The sequence below is a fragment of the Exiguobacterium sp. s146 genome, from assembly GCF_018618415.1.
GTDB lineage: Bacteria > Bacillota > Bacilli > Exiguobacteriales > Exiguobacteriaceae > Exiguobacterium.
Genome location: NZ_JACSMA010000002.1, coordinates 208024 through 225935 on the forward strand (window position 1 = coordinate 208024; position 17912 = coordinate 225935).

Annotated in this window: 13 protein-coding genes; all 13 read right to left on the minus strand. The window is 53.4% G+C overall.

Annotation, left to right across the window (positions count from 1 at the left end; genetic code table 11):
• Window positions 1–14: 14 nt before the first annotated feature.
• A complete protein-coding gene (locus tag KNP83_RS07700) occupies window positions 15–821 on the minus strand; it encodes a thermonuclease family protein (RefSeq protein WP_214761984.1) in 807 nt (268 codons plus the stop codon).
• Between the two features lie 82 nt (window positions 822–903).
• Complete coding sequence (locus KNP83_RS07705; RefSeq protein ID WP_214761985.1) at window positions 904–1863, minus strand: ABC transporter permease; 960 nt, start codon at window positions 1861–1863, stop codon at window positions 904–906.
• Window positions 1860–2924, minus strand: coding sequence for an ABC transporter permease (locus KNP83_RS07710; protein ID WP_214761986.1), 1065 nt, complete (start codon window positions 2922–2924; stop codon window positions 1860–1862). The genes KNP83_RS07705 and KNP83_RS07710 overlap by 4 nt, the downstream gene beginning before the upstream one ends.
• Window positions 2921–4447, minus strand: coding sequence for an ABC transporter ATP-binding protein (locus tag KNP83_RS07715; protein ID WP_214761987.1), 1527 nt, complete (start codon window positions 4445–4447; stop codon window positions 2921–2923). Before KNP83_RS07715 ends, KNP83_RS07710 begins: the two co-directional genes overlap by 4 nt.
• Window positions 4448–4508: 61 nt before the next feature.
• A complete protein-coding gene (locus KNP83_RS07720; protein WP_214761988.1) occupies window positions 4509–5594 on the minus strand; it encodes a BMP family lipoprotein in 1086 nt (361 codons plus the stop codon).
• Window positions 5595–5722: 128 nt separating this feature from the next.
• Window positions 5723–6442, minus strand: a complete 720-nt coding sequence (locus tag KNP83_RS07725; protein ID WP_214761989.1) for a GntR family transcriptional regulator — start codon at window positions 6440–6442, stop codon at window positions 5723–5725.
• Window positions 6443–6844: 402 nt separating this feature from the next.
• Window positions 6845–9019, minus strand: a complete 2175-nt coding sequence (locus tag KNP83_RS07730) for a DNA translocase FtsK (RefSeq protein ID WP_214761990.1) — start codon at window positions 9017–9019, stop codon at window positions 6845–6847.
• Between the two features lie 62 nt (window positions 9020–9081).
• Window positions 9082–10749, minus strand: a complete 1668-nt coding sequence (locus tag KNP83_RS07735) for a ribonuclease J (RefSeq protein ID WP_021067169.1) — start codon at window positions 10747–10749, stop codon at window positions 9082–9084.
• A 95-nt stretch (window positions 10750–10844) separates the two neighbouring features.
• Complete coding sequence (locus KNP83_RS07740) at window positions 10845–11498, minus strand: M15 family metallopeptidase (protein ID WP_214761991.1); 654 nt, start codon at window positions 11496–11498, stop codon at window positions 10845–10847.
• Window positions 11495–12748, minus strand: a complete 1254-nt coding sequence (locus KNP83_RS07745; RefSeq protein WP_214761992.1) for a lipid II:glycine glycyltransferase FemX — start codon at window positions 12746–12748, stop codon at window positions 11495–11497. Before KNP83_RS07745 ends, KNP83_RS07740 begins: the two co-directional genes overlap by 4 nt.
• Window positions 12749–12751: 3 nt before the next feature.
• Window positions 12752–14212, minus strand: a complete 1461-nt coding sequence (locus tag KNP83_RS07750) for a UDP-N-acetylmuramoyl-L-alanyl-D-glutamate--2,6-diaminopimelate ligase (RefSeq protein ID WP_251139284.1) — start codon at window positions 14210–14212, stop codon at window positions 12752–12754.
• A gap of 83 nt (window positions 14213–14295) precedes the next feature.
• A complete protein-coding gene (locus KNP83_RS07755; protein WP_214761994.1) occupies window positions 14296–15513 on the minus strand; it encodes a M16 family metallopeptidase in 1218 nt (405 codons plus the stop codon).
• A 50-nt stretch (window positions 15514–15563) separates the two neighbouring features.
• On the minus strand, window positions 15564–17780 hold the full coding sequence (gene pnp / locus KNP83_RS07760; RefSeq protein ID WP_214761995.1) for a polyribonucleotide nucleotidyltransferase: 2217 nt from the start codon (window positions 17778–17780) through the stop codon (window positions 15564–15566).
• Window positions 17781–17912: the final 132 nt, after the last annotated feature.

Below are 17912 nucleotides of genomic sequence, written 5' to 3' on the forward strand. Positions count from 1 at the left end.
GCACATGTCTTTTTTTATCGTGTCGCTTTACGGAAACCGGCCTCCCGCGCCTCCGCTTCTGTACAGAACATCTCTTCCGGGTTCGTCCGCTCATAGCTCGCTCCGCCCGGAACATGATAGATCTTCTCTCCGTCACGATTGATATTCCCTTTTATGTCACACCCGTCTGTGTCTCGCTTCGGCTGGGCCGGCTCAGTCGCCTCGTGGTCGAAACCGTTGCCGGTCACATAGTCCTCTAGACTCCAAATCCCGAGCAACTCCTGACGCGCAGCCCGTTCGACGTCCCGGAACGCATCGATATGTTGCGTGTTCGGTGCGTACACATAGGCGACGCGCGCCAGCCCACGCCGTAACAATTCCTCGTTCAACATCGCATCGTCGTACCAGACATAGGCGAGTGTCCGTTGATAGCGATCATAGCGTCCGACGTCATACTCGAGCGTGATCGTATCCCCTTCTGGCAGCCAACGCTCGACGAACGCTTTTGCATCCTCCCCGAACGGTTGAACCGGCAGCGTCGGATGACTCGTCTCCGGCGTATCGACGAGCAAGAGACGAATCGATTCGGTCGCCCCGTTCTCAAACTCGACTTTGAGCGTGTCTCCGTCGATGACGCGATCGAGCGTGACCGTCTCGGTCTTGCCGAGCGGCTGTGCGACTTGTCTTGTGACCGATGCCGATGGAAAATCGCCCTCGAGTTCGACGAGCGATTCCGGCGGGTCGATTTGTTCAGCGAACCAGTCATCGACAGCGCAACCCGCGAGCGAGATGCTCAGCACGACGGCGATCAGCAGTTGCCACCATTTTTTCAATTGTCTCACCTCTACACCAGTATAACAAAAAAGGTTGTTTGACTTAAGCGTCAAACAACCTTGGTGAAATGGACATTTGTCCTTTTGATGATTAGCGTTTCCCTTTAATATATGGGATACCGACCGATTTCGGTGCATCCGCACGTCCGACGACACCCGCGAGCGCGAGAATCGTGAGCGCATACGGCGCAATCAAGAGCAATACTTGTGGCACGTTGCTAATGATCGGCAAGTTACTACCGATAATCGACAACGCTTGGGCGAAACCGAAGAAGAGACCGGCTCCGAGCGCGCCGAGCGGGTTCCACTTCCCGAAGATCATGGCGGCGATGGCCAAGAAACCTTGACCGACGATTGTCGTCCCACTGAAGTTCGTCGTGACCGTGACGGCGTAGACCGCACCAGCGAGACCGCCGAACGCACCAGAGAGCATGACGCCCATGAAGCGCATTTTCGTGACGTTGATTCCCATCGTGTCAGCCGCCATCGGGTGTTCCCCGACTGAACGGAGACGAAGGCCGAATGGCGTCTTGAAGATGACGAACCAGACGACGAACGCGAGCGCGATGGCGATGAACGACGTGTACTGAACGTTGATGAAGAACATGCGTAACACCGGGATATCCGATAAAATCGGCACGTTCTCTTTCGCGATCCGATACTCGATGAAATCGGTCTGTCCTTTGTTATAGAGGACACGGACGACGAAGATGGCGAGACCGATCGCGAGCATGTTGATGGCGACCCCGAGCACCGTCTGGTCAGCACGCCAGAGAATGGCCGGCACTGCCAAGAAGAGCGAGAAGAGCGCACCGACGACCATGGCGACCAAGAGCGAGATCCAAGGACTGAGACCGCCGAGCCCCATGTTCGTCAACGTGAGCGTCGTGATAATCCCCGTCGCGGCACCGATGACCATGATGCCTTCTAAAGCGATGTTGACGACACCCGAGCGTTCACTGAAGATGCCGCCGAGCGCAGCGATGATGAGTGGAGTCGCATAGGCCAACGCGACCGGAACGACGATATAGAGGACTTCTAAGAAGCTCATTTTTTCTCCACTCCTTTCTTACGATTTCCTTTGACTTTGTCAATCACGTAGTTGAACGCATAACCAGACGCCACGAAGATGACGATGGCGGCGATGATGACTTTGACGAGCTCAGACGGAATGTTGGCGCCGAGCTGCATCGCGAGTCCACCGATGTTGAGGCCGGCGAACAAGATGGCTGCCAAGACGACACCGATGGCCGTGTTCGCTCCGAGAAGGGCGACGGCAATCCCGTCGAATCCGACTCCGGTGAACGAAGCGCTGAGCGTCATGCCGTTGAACGTACCGAGGCCTTCCATCGCGCCGGCGAGTCCAGCGAACATACCTGAGATGACGAATGACAGGATGATGTTGCGATTGACGCTCATCCCTGCGTATTGTGACGCGTGTTTGTTGAAACCGACGGCACGGAGCTCATAGCCGAGCGTCGTCCGTTGCAAGATGTAGTAATAGACGATGGCCGCGAGCACGGCGATGAGGACACCCCAGTGCAAGCGCGAGAACTGTGTCATTTCTTGAAGCCACGGCGACGCGAGCGACGCCGACTCGTTGATTGACTCGGTCCGTTCATTCGTTACCCCGATGACGCTACGCAAAATCGCGTTCGTCGTATAAAGGGCGATATAGTTCATCATGATCGATGTGATAACTTCGTGGACGTGGAACTTGGCCTTCAAGAAACCAGGCACGAACGCCCAGAGCGCTGCTGCGAACATCGCCGCGAGAAGCGCGAGTGGAAGGTGGATGAACATCGGCAAATCGAAATTGATTCCGACGTAAACCGCTGCCACCCAACCGATTAGCACTTGACCTTCGACCCCGATGTTGAAGAGGCCGGTCCGGAACGCGAATGCGACCGCTAAACCTGAGAAGATGAGCGGCGCTGCGGCGCGTAGTGTTTCTCCGATTGCATATGGGCTACCGACCATACCTTCGAACAATGACGAGAACCCTTGAACCGGGTCGTATCCGCCAATCAGCATGACGATTGCCCCGACGAGAAGTCCCATCAAAATCGACAAGAGCGGGATGAGCAGTCGATTGAATCCTAGCTTATTCATACTGTTTCTTCTCCTCTCTTACCGCCGGCCATCAAGAAGCCGAGTTCTTGCTCGGTCGTCTCTTTCGGATCGCGAATCCCGACAATCTTGCCTTCATACAAGACGGCGACGCGGTCCGCGACGTGTAAAATCTCTTCGAGTTCGAACGAGATTAAGAGGACGGCACGTCCTTTTTCACGTTCTTTGATGAGTTGCTCATGAATGAACTCGATCGCTCCGACGTCAAGTCCGCGCGTCGGTTGGGCCGCAATCAACAAGTCAGGCGAGCGGTCGACCTCACGGGCGATAATCGCTTTCTGCTGGTTACCACCTGACAAGGCGCGGGCCGGCACATCGACTGATGGAGTTCGGACGTCAAACTTCTCAATCAACGCTTTCGCTTTCTCCGCCACGGCTTTATAGTTCATCAAGCCCCGCTTCGAGAACGGCTCTTTATAGTACGTCTGCAGGACCATGTTGTCCCGAATCGAATAGTCGAGGACGAGTCCGTGCTTATGACGATCTTGCGGGATGTGCCCGACGCCAGACTCCGTCACTTTACGCGGCGTGAATCCGGTCACGTCTTTCCCGTTCAACAATACTTTTCCAGACTCCGGTTTCTTCAAGCCTGAGATGGCTTCAATCAACTCGGTCTGCCCGTTCCCGTCAATTCCGGCGATGCCGAGAATCTCACCAGAACGAATTTGTAAATCCAAGCCGTCGACGGCTTCTAGTCCGCGACTGTCTTTGACGACGAGTTTTTGGACGTCGAGGACGACTTGCTGTGGATCTGCCTTGGAATATTCCGCATCAAAGTTAACTTCACGTCCGACCATCATTTCAGCCAAACGGTCTTCGTTGACCGTCTCATCGATATCGACGGTGCCGATATAACGTCCGCGACGGATGACCGTACAGCGGTCGGCTACTTGCATGATCTCTTTCAGTTTATGTGTGATCAAGATGATCGATTTGCCTTCCTCAATCAAACGCTTCATGATTTGAATGAGTTCTTGAATCTCTTGTGGCGTCAATACAGCGGTCGGCTCATCAAAAATCAAAATCTCAGCGCCCCGATAGAGCGTCTTCAAAATTTCAACACGTTGTTGCATCCCGACCGAGATATCTTCAATTTTGGCATCCGGATCAATGCGGAGGCCGTATTGTTCCGAGATGTCCATCACTTTTTTACGTGCCGTGGCCCGGTCGACCGTCAATCCACTCTTTGGCTCTGAGCCGAGGATGATGTTCTCGGTCACAGTGAACTTCTCGACGAGCATGAAGTGTTGGTGTACCATACCGATTCCAAGGTCGTTGGCGATGTTCGGATTCTCAATGTTCACTTTCTCCCCGCGCACGCGGATCTCCCCGCCTTCCGGCTGATAAAGACCGAATAGGACGTTCATGAGCGTCGATTTTCCGGCACCGTTCTCGCCGAGCAACGCATGAATCTCGCCTTTACGCAATTGGAGGGTGATATTGTCGTTGGCAACGAACGTTCCGAACTCTTTGCGAATATTGAGCATTTCAATTACATATTCCAAGAAAGTCCACCCCTAACTTTAAGTAAAGGGAGACCGCATGGGTCCCCCCTAACTCAATGAATTATTTTACTGTTTTCATGAACTCTTCGAACTCAGCGTCAGTCGCTGGAGCCGTGATGTCTCCATCGATCAACTGTTGACGGTACTCATCAACTTTTGTGAGGACGTCAGCTGCAACGTTCTTATCCGAAGTCTCAGCAATCCCTACGCCATCATCTTTCAACGAGAACTCAACGATTTCGCCGGCAGGGAACTTATCTTCCATTGCAAGTTTCGATACTTCGTAAGTAGCCGTGTCAACACGTTTTACCATTGAAGTAAGCGTTACGTTTTCTGGAAGACCTTCTTCGTACTGGTCACGGTCAACACCGATGACCCATACATCTTCGCCGTTCTTCTTACGGTTTTTCGCTTCTGTGAATACCCCTACCCCTGTACCACCTGCTGCGTGATACACGATATCAGAACCTGCTCCATACATACCTGAAGCGATGGCTGTACCTTTTTCAGCTGAGTTGAAGTCTTCCGCGTACTTCACGTCGATTGTCGCATCCGGGTTAACGGCCATGACACCAGCTTTGTAACCGTTCTCGAACTTCTTGATCAAGTCAGATTCAACGCCGCCGACAAATCCGACTTTGTCAGTTTTCGTAGTAAGACCTGCGACAACACCGACGAGGAACGAACCTTCTTGCTCTTTGAACGTGATCGATGCGACGTTTGGTGCATCAACGACCATATCGACGAGCGCGAAGTTGTTGTCTGGGAACTGTTCAGCAACTTTTTGGATGTCTTCTCCCATCAAGAAGCCGATTCCGTAAATCAAGTCGAAGTTATCGCGTGCCAATTGCTGCAAGTTCGGCTGGTAGTCCGCTTGTTTCGATGATTGAAGATATTTGAAGCCTTCGTTTTCAGTCAAGTTGTTGTCTTTCCCGAACTTCGTAAGACCTTCCCAAGCTGATTGGTTGAACGATTTATCGTCGACACCGCCAGTATCGGTTACCATCGCTACTTTGAAGTCGCTACCTTCGCCGCCGCCTTCGTTGTTTGAAGCACCTTCATTGTCATCCCCGCCACATGCTGCGAGTACTGTTGAGAGTGTGAGACCTGCTGCTAAAGCTGAGAGAATCGTTTTTTTCTTGTTCATCGTCGTGTTTCCCCTTTCGGATCATAACAATTAAGGTTGTCATGTCATCAGTAGTCTTTACACCGGTATAAGAAAGCGCTTTCACGCTGTTACCCAAAAATAACCGTTTCCAGATAAAACGAACGTGCTTAGACGCGTTTGCGAACGACGTGGAAGTCGAAGCGGTCCGCTCGGAAAAAGTTCGCCGAATCGAGCAGCGGTAAGTCGCTCTCATCGTAGTGCAACTGCTTTAATGCCAGTAACGGTTGGTCCGTTTGAAGTTGCGTCGAGATTTCTGCGTTCACATTCGGTTCGATGTGCGTGATCGCATAAGCGACCCGACGTCCTACCTCTTGTTCGAGCGCATCAAACAACGACTTTCCTTCCGTCAACGCTTTAGGATTCGAGACGAGGTGTGCCGGAATTTTATCGACACAGTATACAACTGGCGTCTCGTCTGCATAACGAATCCGGACAATCCGATAAATCGGTGAGTTCGGTTCAATTTTCAGACGCTCGGCTTCTCTCTCGGTCGCTAGAACCTTTTCGGCCACCAATACTTTCGTTCCTGGTGTCATCTTGGCGCGCATAATCATGTCCGTGACACTGAACAGTTCTTCAATCCCAGAAGTGAACGGAGGTTTTGAACTGATGAATGTTCCGACGCCATGTTTCCGCACGACAAATTTCTCGTCTTCGAGGATACGAAGGGCTTCCCGGAGTGTCGCTCGACTGACTCCTAGTTGCTTCGACAACTCGAACTCTGAAGGGAGCTTCTCTCCTTCACGATAGACACCATCGTCGATATCTTGCTTGATTTTCTCAATCACGCGAAGATAGAGCAAGCGATGATCGAGCTTGATCGACATGGGCCTCACCACCTTTACCTATTCTAACCAGTGCTCAGACATCTGACGTATGAATGTCCTTGCCAATATTAAGTATAGGGATTCGAGAATTAGAACGCAATACTTTTTGTTCGGAATCAGGGAAATATTTTAATGTGAAGGGATTATGTATACCTCTTAGTCTATATTACCTGTTGTTGAGCCGTTTGAAAAGAAAACGTAAAATGTAAACGGTATTAAAAAATGAAAGCGGTTCAACGTTTTTAGTAGTATGTCTTAATGGATCAAATAGGTCAGATGTGCTATATTAGTTCATATTAACAGGATTCCCTACTGGGACAACCTGTTCGAACCAATCGATTTCAAAATACATAAAAAAACGAACGATTAGGAATGATTCTACCTAATCGTTCGTTTTATTTTTTATACTTCAGGTTGGTTGATGAGCACTTTGCGTGGCTTCGAGCCTTCTGACGGCCCGACATATCCAGCCTGCTCGAGCGAATCGATCAATCGGGCGGCCCGATTGTACCCGATGCGGAATCTTCGTTGAATCATCGAAGTGGATGCCGTCTCTTGCGTCAAGATGAATTGAACGACTTCTTCGAATAACGAATCGTCCGAGTCGATTGTAGTGACTTCCTCTTCTTTTGGCATCATCGCCTCGACATATTGGGCCCGTTGTTGGGCGATGACGTGATTGACGACCGTTTCGACTTCTTGATCCGAGACGAACGCGCCTTGGACACGAATCGGTTTGTTCATCCCATTGGCGAGCATGAGCATGTCACCCCGTCCGAGCAACTTCTCGGCCCCGCCACCGTCAAGAATCGTCCGTGAATCCGTTTGTGACGAGACCGCGAACGCAATTCGTGACGGGATGTTCGCTTTGATGACACCGGTTATGACATCGACCGATGGACGCTGCGTGGCGAGCACCATATGAATCCCGGCTGCCCGCGCCATCTGGGCGAGACGCATAATCGCGTCCTCGACGTCGTTCGAGGCGACCATCATCAAGTCGGCCAATTCATCGACGATGACGACGATGAACGGTAGGCGCTTCGCATCCTCATCGTCGGACTTGTCGACGAGTTCGTTATAGCCTTCGATGTTCCGGACGCCATAGCGGCTGAACAACTCATAGCGCCGCTCCATCTCGGCGACGACTTGTTTGAGCGCTTGGGCCGCTTTCTTCGGATCGGTCACGACCGGCGTCAACAAGTGCGGGACACCGTTATAGACGTTCAACTCGACCATTTTCGGGTCGATCATCATGAGCCGGACCTCATCAGGACGCGTCCGCATCAAGAGCGACACGATCATGCCGTTGATACAGACCGATTTCCCGGAACCGGTCGAACCGGCGACGAGCAGATGCGGCATCTTGTTCAAGGCGATCGTCACCGTCTCGCCGCTGATACTGCGGCCGAGGGCGACGAGGAGCGGCGACTGTTCACGCTTGACCGGATCGGCCTCGAGCACTTCACGGAGACAGACCGGCGCCACTTCCTGGTTCGGCACTTCAATCCCGATGGCCGCTTTGCCCGGAATCGGTGCCTCGATCCGAATATCTTTCGCGGCGAGGGCGAGGGCAAGGTCGTCACTGAGCGAGGTGATGCGACTCACTTTGACCCCGATATCCGGTTGCAGTTCATACTTCGTCACGGTCGGACCGAGATGAATCTTCAATACTTTCACGCCGACACCGAACGATTTGAGCGTTTGGACGAGTTTCGTCGCGTTCGCTTTCAAGCGGGCGTTCTCGCCGGACAAGTCGGTGACGACCGGTTCACTGAGAATCGAGAACGTCGGTAGCTCATACGTGTCCGACACGTCTTGTGACGCCGTCATCATCATATCTTCGGTCGGCAGGTCGGCCACTTCTTCCGACGGTACCGTCTCGTCCACTTTCGGACGCTTCTCGGCGACGACTTTCTCGCTGAACCCGACGATCGGGATATCATGCATCGTCACCGCGTCCGCCTCGGGCTCGGCTTCGGCAGGTGTCGGCTCGACCTTCGCCGGGGACGGGACGGCCTTCTGACGCTTCACTGGGGCCGGTTTGACCCGTTCCCGGTCGTGCCACTCTTGCTTGATGGCCGTACCCGTCTCAAGTAACCGTGAAGCCATCGTCCGCCAAATCGTCGGCGACAATAGGGAAATCCCGATGATCATGCAGAGGGCGCCTAAAAAGATAATCCCGAAGTCGGAGAGCAAGTATTGGTTGAGTTGATAGAGCGACCCGTTAATGGCGCCTCGTTCGGCCCCCCACACCAAATCCCCGAACATGAGGAACGACGTGAACAACAATAGGATTCCGGTTCGTTGCATCGGGCGAAACTCGTTTAGAAAGACGAGCAACGTGAACGCGATTGCCAAATACGTCAGTGCCCCCCAGCCCCCGAACAACGTCGTCGCGAGGAGCGACGTCTGATTGCCAACCCATCCGAAATCAAACAGGGAGAAGATGAACGCCGTGATCGACAGGACGAAGGCGATCCAGCCATATGTACGCAATGGGATGGGCTGTTTTTTCGCACGTCTCGTCGCCGGTCGCTTCCGCTTCACCGGGGTTTTTCTCGTTTTTTGTGCCACCTTAGATTCCTCCTAAAAAAACAAGGCAAAAGTCTGATGACTTTTGCCTTAATCTCAATTCCTTAAATCTCCATGATGATCGGCAAGATCATCGGACGACGTTTTGTCTGCTCGTACAAATAGACGCTGAGCCGTTCGCGGATATTTGATTTCAACTCGGTCCAATCACTTCCAGCTTGGAGACTCTTCTCAATCTGTTTCGTGACGATGCGGTTCGCTTCTGAAATCATCTCTTCCGATTCACGCATATAGACGAATCCGCGCGAGATGAGTTCAGGTCCTGAAATCAATTTCTTCTGTTTCCGGTTCAACGTGACGACACAGAGCACGACACCATCTTGTGACAAGAGACGACGGTCACGCAACACGATATTCCCGACGTCCCCGACGCCGATCCCATCGATTAAGACGTTTCCGGCCGGCACTTTGCGGCTCATCCGGGCTTTGCGGCCCGTGAACTCGACGACATCCCCTTTTTCGACGATGAAGATGTTGTTCGATTTCACACCGACTTGCTCGGCGAGTTTCGAGTGGGCCATCTGCATCCGGTACTCCCCGTGAATCGGGAGGAAGTATTTCGGTTTGACGAGGTTCAACATGAGCTTGAGCTCTTCGGCCGAACCGTGTCCCGAGACGTGTACTTTACGTTGGTTATAGATGACGTTGGCGCCCGAGCGGAAGAGCAGGTCAATCGTCTTCGAGACCGACTTCTCGTTCCCTGGAATCGGTGTCGCCGCGATGACGACCGTATCGTTCAAGCGGATGTTCACTTGTTTATGGGCGTTGCGCGCCATGCGCGTCAAGGCCGCCATCGGCTCACCTTGCGAACCAGTCGTCAAGATGACGACTTTGTTGTCAGGCAAGCGATTCACTTGTGAAAGCTCGACGAGCGTCTTCGGCTTGAAGCGCAAATAATTCAGCTTCTGGGCCACTTCGACGATGTTGACCATGCTGCGGCCGACGACGGCCACTTTGCGGTCGTTCGCTTCGGCTGCCGCGAACACTTGTTGCAGACGATGCACGTTCGAGGCGAATGACGCGACGATGACGCGACCTTCGGCTTGATAGATGACATCGTTCAACTCGGCGCCGACGAGCGATTCCGAACCGGTTTGACCCGGACGTTCCGCGTTCGTCGAATCTGACAAGAGGCAAAGGACGCCTCGTTGGCCGATTGCCGCCAACTTATTGAAGTCTGACTGCTTCCCATCGACCGGTGTGTAGTCAAACTTGAAGTCGCCCGTATGAACGATGGCGCCTTGTGACGTTTGGATACAGACCCCGACACAATCCGGGATCGAGTGGTTGACGCGGAAGAAAGTGATGAAATGATCAGCGATAGTCAATTTCGTTTTGGCGTCAATCAATCGGAGGTCGACTTCTTTCAATAAGCCGGCCTCTTTCAATTTGAGCTCGATTAAACCGAGCGTCAATTTCGTCCCATAGACGGGAACGTGTTTCAAATCACGGAGTACGTAGCTGAGTCCACCGATATGGTCTTCGTGACCGTGGGTGATGAAAATCGCGCGTACCCGATCTTTATTTTCTTTCAAATACGTAATGTCCGGGATGACGATATCAATCCCGAGCATCTCATCGCCTGGGAACATAAGGCCGGCATCGATGACGAAGATGTCGTCGTCTAGTTCCACGACGTACATGTTCTTCCCGATTTCGCCCACGCCTCCAAGCGCAAAGACGCTAACGTTCTCTGTCTTCTTCTTTGACACTAACAAAAACCTCCTAGATGTTGCATATTCTGTTTCGTCCACTTATCGCTACTGAATATTGTATCGGAAAACTGCTGATATGCCAACATTTCCGTTCAATCGACGAGAGGTTTCATCACATCGGCAAGCGGCATCGTCGCTTTGTCATCCGGGCGTTTCCCCGAAGCGAGCTGACGAATCGACAAACCGAAGTCCATTTGTAAGTGTGGATAATCCGGAAAACTTCTCCAATCCCCGCCCCATTCGAAGCCGAGCGCCTTGCCGAGTTCCCCTAGTTCTTGCCAATCCGGTTCATCCGACCGGTTATGGTCCGACTCCAAATCATAGTCGGCCCGATTGTTGTGAATGATGACGAAGTCGACGGCAAGCCCATAGTTATGGTAGCTCTCGCCCGCTTTGGCGTTCGTCACGACTTGACCTGCTTTCGAGCGACCTTGGGCATAGAGGGCGTTCTGCTCATCGGCTGAACGATATCCCGACGTCAGGCGAACCTCGAGTCCGAGGCACGAATAGGCCAGACGCACGAATGATTCGCTCCGCTCGCGCACGTGCGGATGCAGTTTCGCGAACGCCTTCTCGCTACGCTCGACGATGACCGCTTCCGAGCGCGCGTTGCGCTCACACATCCCTGCCTCGAACGTCGGTTCATCGACCCATGGCACCGGCCCCGGACGTGACAACGTGTACGCTAAAACGATTCCGATTAAAAAAGCCGTCATCGCGAACGTCAAGACGCCGGTCCACTTCATCGGCGCAACCGTTTACGGAGTCCTTTGACGAGCGGTAATCCTGTTTCCAGAGCGAAATAGAGCGGACGGTTCAAGACGAGATCGAACTCGCCGACCTTCTCGATCATATCGCTGCCCCAACCGGATTTGAACGCATATAGACCCGCATACTCATCGTCGGCGTCGGTACTGCCCGATACGCCACCGAAATCGTAGCGTTCGGCCCCGCTCGCCTTGGCCGCTTGCATCATCGTCCATTGCATGAGGTGGTTCGGCATGAAGTCACGGAACTCGTTCGAAGATGCGCCGTACAAGTAATACGAGCGTCGTCCGGCTAACGTCAGCAGACCGCCCGATAAGACGAGCCCGTTCGGATACTTCTCATGTAACTCGTTCAGTTCCGGCAACGCGGCTTTAATCTTTTCAATCTGTTCGCCCGTCTGTTTTTGGCGGTTCAACAGACTCGTCCGTTTCTTCTCGACCGTCTCCGTCTCGAGAGAACGTTCAATCTTGGCGAGATCACGTTCCGCTTTTTCGAGCGTGCCCATCTGCTGGTCGAGCGCGAGCTTCGGTTCCAATTTCGTCAAGAACAGGCGTGCGTCCCCTGGCTGCAGGCAATCGTATAAGTTCTCGAAATAATCGAGACCGCGGATGGCAAAACCGTCGCGCTCGCCCGTCACTTTCATCAAGTCGGCGAACGTCTTGAGCCCATCGCGACCGACTTCCGTGCAGACGATTCCTTTCCGCTCTGCCAAACGTACGTTATAGCGGAACTTATGATGGAATTTGCCGAAAATCTCTTTTTCGCTCGGACGCAAGTCCGTCTCCATCGTAAACCGGGGCTGGGCGTAATCGAACCCACCACCGTATCCTTTATGGCTAAAACCGAGGCTCGCCATTTCCGTCAACAGGCCTGGCACTTCGTCGCGGTCGATATTCGGATCGATTTTCACGGTGATCGCTTTGTTCGCTTTGGCGACCCGTTTCGCTTCTTCGGTCAACGCGGTCAGCGACGCCACATCGTCGTAGTCGACGACGAACCCGCGCGGCGCATAGCAGAGCGTGAACGGGAGTTTCGGTACGCGTTTGAACAACAGTAACGCGACCCCGCTCGTCACACCCTCGGTCGCGACGGCGATGCGCTCAGCGAACCAGCCGTTTTGTCGTTTGACGTTTGCCCAACTTGAGAGTTGAAGCAAATCCCCACGGTCATGTGTTTTGACGAACTCGTCATGCTCTTTCTCTGTCAAGGTGATCGGTTGTACTGCCATAAATCATGATTCCTCCGTCTTCAAAATTGTCGCTCGGACGATCGCTTCTTCATCTAGCGGAATTTTCTCATTGCCAATGATTTGATACTTCTCATGTCCTTTGCCGGCCAAGACGACGATGTTATCAGACTCGGCCAATTTGGCCGCGTAGCGGACCGCTTCTTCGCGATCCCCGATTTCAACGAAATTGTCATGGGTCATTCCGGCAGCGATGCCGCTCGTGATCGAGTCATACGCTTCAAAGCGCGGGTCATCCGTCGTGATGACGACCGTTCCCGCATATTTCGAGGCCATCTCGCCCATCGTCGGTCGCTTCGTGACGTCGCGATTGCCGCCTGTCCCGATTAAGAAGACAATCTTCTCTTTCGGCACGCCGACGAGCGACTTCAAGCATTGCTCGATGCCGTCCGGGGTGTGGGCGTAATCCGCATAGACGTTATAGCCCGGCACATCGAGGCGTTGCATCCGCCCTTTGGCCGGATGGATCGCTTCGAGCGCCTGGACGATTTCAGGTAAGCGATAGCCTGCCGCGAGCAGGCAGCCTGTCGCGAGCAAGATATTATACACGTTGAAGCGGCCGATGAATTGAACCGTCAACGGATGGCGCTCTCCTTGATAGTTGAGGCAAAAGCTCGTCTCTGACAGCGTCTGAACGATATCCGAAGCCGTCACGTCTGCCATCGTGTCAATTGCGTAAGTAATGACTCGTGCCCCTGTCATCGTCTCGTACAGCTTACTGTACGGGTCGTCTGCGTTCAGCACGGCGACCTTGTGACGTGACGCCATCTGACCGAGCTGTGCGAACAGTAAGCCTTTCGCTCGCGCATAGTTCTCGAACGTGCCATGGAAATCGAGATGGTCGTGCGTCAAGTTCGTGAATCCTACGATATCAAAGTCCGTCCCGATGACGCGGCCGAGTTCAAGACCGTGCGATGACACTTCCATCATCACATCGGTCACGCCTTCTGCGTGCATCCGGGCGAGCAACTGTTGCAGCTCCGAGCTTTGTGGCGTCGTGTTTTTACTTGGGACGACCGTATCGTTGATGCGGACCTCGACCGTGCCAATCAAGCCGGTGCTATGACCGAGCTCGGTGAGGACGTCGCGAAGAATCGTCGTGGTCGTCGTCTTGCCGTTCGTTCCCGTGATCCCGAACAGACGCATCTGTTCAGACGGATACTGATAGAACGCCGACGCTAAGAGACCGACCGATCGCGTGCTGTCGCGCACGATCAAGTTCGGTACGCTTAACGAGAGCGGACGCTCGCTGACGACGGCTACGGCCCCTTTATTGACCGCCAGTTCGGCATAGTCATGCCCGTCGACCGTATAGCCTTTGATGGCGACGAACAACGTCCCAGGGACGACTTCACGCGAGTCGGTCGTCACATGGGTCACGGGGATGGATTCTAAGTTTGGTTGATTGATTAATTGAATGTGTTTAGCTAAATCCGTTAAGTTCAAGTCTTTCCCTTCTTTCACCTGTTCCTGTCCAAAGTAAAGAATACCTCTTAATCAGTGTAGAGAACTTACAATTCGGTTTCAAGTCAGTCTTCGGACGGAAGGACATAAGATTTGGCAGGGGCGTGGCTGAGCACCTCTCTGATTAAGGCGTTGACACCATGCACATCGATGCGGTCGATTTTGGCGAGCACTTCATTTAAGTCCTCGACATCGTCGAGCAGGACGAGGTTGCGCCCGTTCCGGTTCATGCGGGCACTCGTGCTCTCATTGCCAAGGACGAGCGACCCTTTCAATTGGCGCTTTCCTTTTTCGACTTCCTCGTCGGACAAACCGTCCGCTACCAACGTCGCGAGTTCGCGCGTCATAATCGTCTCGACTTGGGCGAGCGTATCGGGGGATGTCCCGATATAGATCGTGAACGTGCCGTGATCGTCGAACGTCGTGTAGTAGGAGTAAATCGAATACGCCAACCCTTCTTCTTCTCGAATCGACTGGAAGAGGCGCGATGACATCGTCGCGCCGATGGCATTGTTCATCAAGGCCAAATGCGGCAGACGGTCATCTTTGGCGGCAATCGCCTCAAAGTTCCAACAGTGGTGCGCTTGCTCCGTCTCTTTTTGTTTTTTCATCACGTCGCTATATAACATCGGTGTCGTCGATTCTTTCGGTGATTCCCCTGATGGGAGGTCGGCAAACCTTGTCTTGACCGCCTCGATCAATTCTTCGGTCACGTGCCCGGCAATCGATACGACGACACGATTGCCCGTGTACGTCGAAGCGACGTAACGGAGCAATTGCTCCCGCGATAGGCCGAGGACGCTCGCTTCCGTCCCGAGAATCGGTTCGGCGAGGATGTCATCCTTGTAGACGGCTTTCGCGAGCAGCTCGTGGACGAGGTCTTCCGGTGTGTCTTCATACATTTTAATTTCTTCTAAGACGACCCGCTTCTCTTTCTCGAGCTCCGTCTCGTCAAATAACGAATCGAATAGCATGTCAGCGAGCGCATCGAACGCGATGACCGCATGTTCATCAAGCGTCTTCACGTAATAGCACGTGTGATCTTTCGACGTGAACGCGTTGACGCTGCCCCCGAGCTCATCAAAGAACGACGCGATTTCTTTGGCCGTTCGTGTCTTAGTGCCTTTGAACAACATATGTTCAATCAAATGGCTGATACCGATCTCGGTCATATCTTCGGTCCGGGTCCCGGCTTTGATGAAGACGCCGGTCGACGTGCTGCGGACATCCGCCATCGGTTCAATCACGATGCGGACGCCGTTGTCTAATGTGATCCATTCCATGTTATCACTCCTATGAAAAAGGCCATCGCACCAGACGATGGCCATCATGATTAGTTTGTCGAGCGTGGCGGACGACGGTCTCCGTCACGACGCGGTGGACGGCTGTCACGTGGTGGACGGCTCTCGCGCTGCGCTTTACGTTTCGCTTCGTATGCTTCGCGTTCTTCCGGTGACAATCCTTCAAGGATGAGCACTTTGTGCGAGGCATTGACTCGGCCTTTGTCGTCAATCTCCGTCACACGGACTTTGATTGTATCGCCGAGTTTCACGACGTCTTCTACGTTCGCGACACGGTCTAAGCTGAACTCAGAGACGTGGACGAGCGCGTCTTTCCCTTTGAACAATTCGACGAACGCGCCGAACTTCTCGATGCGGCGGACCGTCGCATCGAACTCTTCGCCGACGACGACTTCACGGACGATGTCGCCGATGAGGGCCATCGCCATATCGATGCCATCTTGGTCGGTCGACGCGATGAAGACCGTCCCGTCTTGCTCGATATCGATTTTGACGCCCGTTTGGTCGATGATGCTGTTGATCATCTTCCCGCCCGGTCCAATCACATCGCGGATCTTGTCCGGATTGATCGTCATCGTCACAATTTTCGGTGCATACTTCGACAACTGCGGACGCGGTGCGTCGAGCGTCTCAAGCATATGGTTCAAGATATGGAGACGGCCTGAACGAGCTTGTTCGAGTGCCTCTTCCAAAATCTCACGCGTGATTCCGGCGATTTTGATATCCATTTGGAGCGCCGTGATCCCGTCTTTCGTTCCAGCGACTTTGAAGTCCATGTCGCCGAGGTGATCTTCGAGTCCTTGGATGTCCGTGAGGACCGTGTAATGTTCGCCTTCCATGATGAGGCCCATCGCAATCCCGGCAACCGGTGCCTTGATTGGAACCCCTGCATCCATGAGAGCGAGCGTCGAGCCACAGATTGACGCCTGTGAACTTGAACCGTTCGACTCGAGCACTTCCGAGACGAGACGAATCGTGTACGGGAAGTCAGCTTCTTTCGGGATGACCGGGAGCAATGCACGTTCTCCGAGGGCACCGTGACCGATTTCACGACGACCAGGCGCACGCACCGGACGAGCTTCTCCGACCGAGAACGGTGGGAAGTTGTAATGGTGCATGAAGCGCTTGTTCTCTTCAAGACCGATGCCGTCGATGATTTGCGCATCTCCGATGACGCCGAGTGTCGCGACCGACATGACTTGTGTTTGTCCACGAGTGAACAAGCCGACGCCGTGGGCACGTGGCAATAAGCCCGTCTCCGACGCAAGCGGACGGATGACTTCCGGACGACGACCGTCCGGACGAACTTTTTCGACCGTGATGAGACGGCGGACTTCATCTTTGACGAACTTGTTCAAGATGCCAGACACTTCTTTCAACTTGGCCGGCTCGTCGACGAGGCGCTCTTCGTAGATGGCGACGTACTTGGCGATCACTTCGTTGATCGCTTCGTCACGCGCATGCTTCTCTTCGACTTGGACCGCGGCAACGATTTCTGGACGAGCTGCTTCGAGCTCAGCCGTCAAGGCGTCGTCAAACTTCGATACCGTGTATTCGAACTTCGGTTTCCCGACAGCTTCGACGATTTCCGTTTGGAACGCAACCAATTTCTTGATCTCTTCATGACCGAACAAGATCGACTCGAGCATGACGTCTTCCGGTACTTCATTGGCGCCTGCTTCAACCATGTTGATCGCAGTTGCCGTTCCGGCGACTTGGAGTTCGAGGTCTGTCTGTTCGAGCTGAGCCGTCGTCGGGTTGACGACGAACTCACCGTTGACGCGTCCGACTGTCGCTCCGGCGATCGGGCCATCGAACGGGATGTCTGAAATCGAGAGTGCGATTGACGTTCCGAGCATACCGGCCATCTCAGCCGAGCAGTCCGGGTCGTTCGACATGACGTAAATCATCACTTGGATATCGTGACGGAAGCCGTCCGGGAAAAGCGGACGGATTGGACGGTCGATGAGACGCGATGTCAAAATCGCGTTCTCCCCAGGACGACCTTCCCGACGGAGGAAGCCTCCTGGAATCTTACCGACCGAGTATAGTTTTTCTTCATAGTTGACCGTGAGCGGGAAGAAATCTAAATCCTTCGGCGCTTTCGATGCTGTGACCGTGGCGAGCACGACCGTGTCCCCATAACGGACGAGTGCCGAGCCGTTTGCTTGTTTCGCAAGTTGGCCGACTTCTACAGACAGCGGACGACCGCCCCATTCTGTAGAAAATACTTGTTTCGTACCTAACATGAACATTCTCCTCTCAAACCTTATCTAGTTTATTATGTAACTCATTCATATGAATGTCTAATGATTTTCCTCCTAAAAAAGAAGAAACGGACTAGGAACAAGTGTCCCAGCCCGTCACATGGTCCGTTCGGA

Coding starts and splice junctions, on each gene's coding strand:
- KNP83_RS07720 (WP_214761988.1), bottom strand. CDS start 5,594: ATGAACAAGAAAAAAACGATTCTCTCAGCTTTAGCAGCAGGTCTCACA.
- KNP83_RS07740 (WP_214761991.1), bottom strand. CDS start 11,498: ATGAAGTGGACCGGCGTCTTGACGTTCGCGATGACGGCTTTTTTAATC.
- KNP83_RS07745 (WP_214761992.1), bottom strand. CDS start 12,748: ATGGCAGTACAACCGATCACCTTGACAGAGAAAGAGCATGACGAGTTC.
- KNP83_RS07725 (WP_214761989.1), bottom strand. CDS start 6,442: ATGTCGATCAAGCTCGATCATCGCTTGCTCTATCTTCGCGTGATTGAG.
- pnp (WP_214761995.1), bottom strand. CDS start 17,780: ATGTTAGGTACGAAACAAGTATTTTCTACAGAATGGGGCGGTCGTCCG.
- KNP83_RS07705 (WP_214761985.1), bottom strand. CDS start 1,863: ATGAGCTTCTTAGAAGTCCTCTATATCGTCGTTCCGGTCGCGTTGGCC.
- KNP83_RS07710 (WP_214761986.1), bottom strand. CDS start 2,924: ATGAATAAGCTAGGATTCAATCGACTGCTCATCCCGCTCTTGTCGATT.
- KNP83_RS07755 (WP_214761994.1), bottom strand. CDS start 15,513: ATGGAATGGATCACATTAGACAACGGCGTCCGCATCGTGATTGAACCG.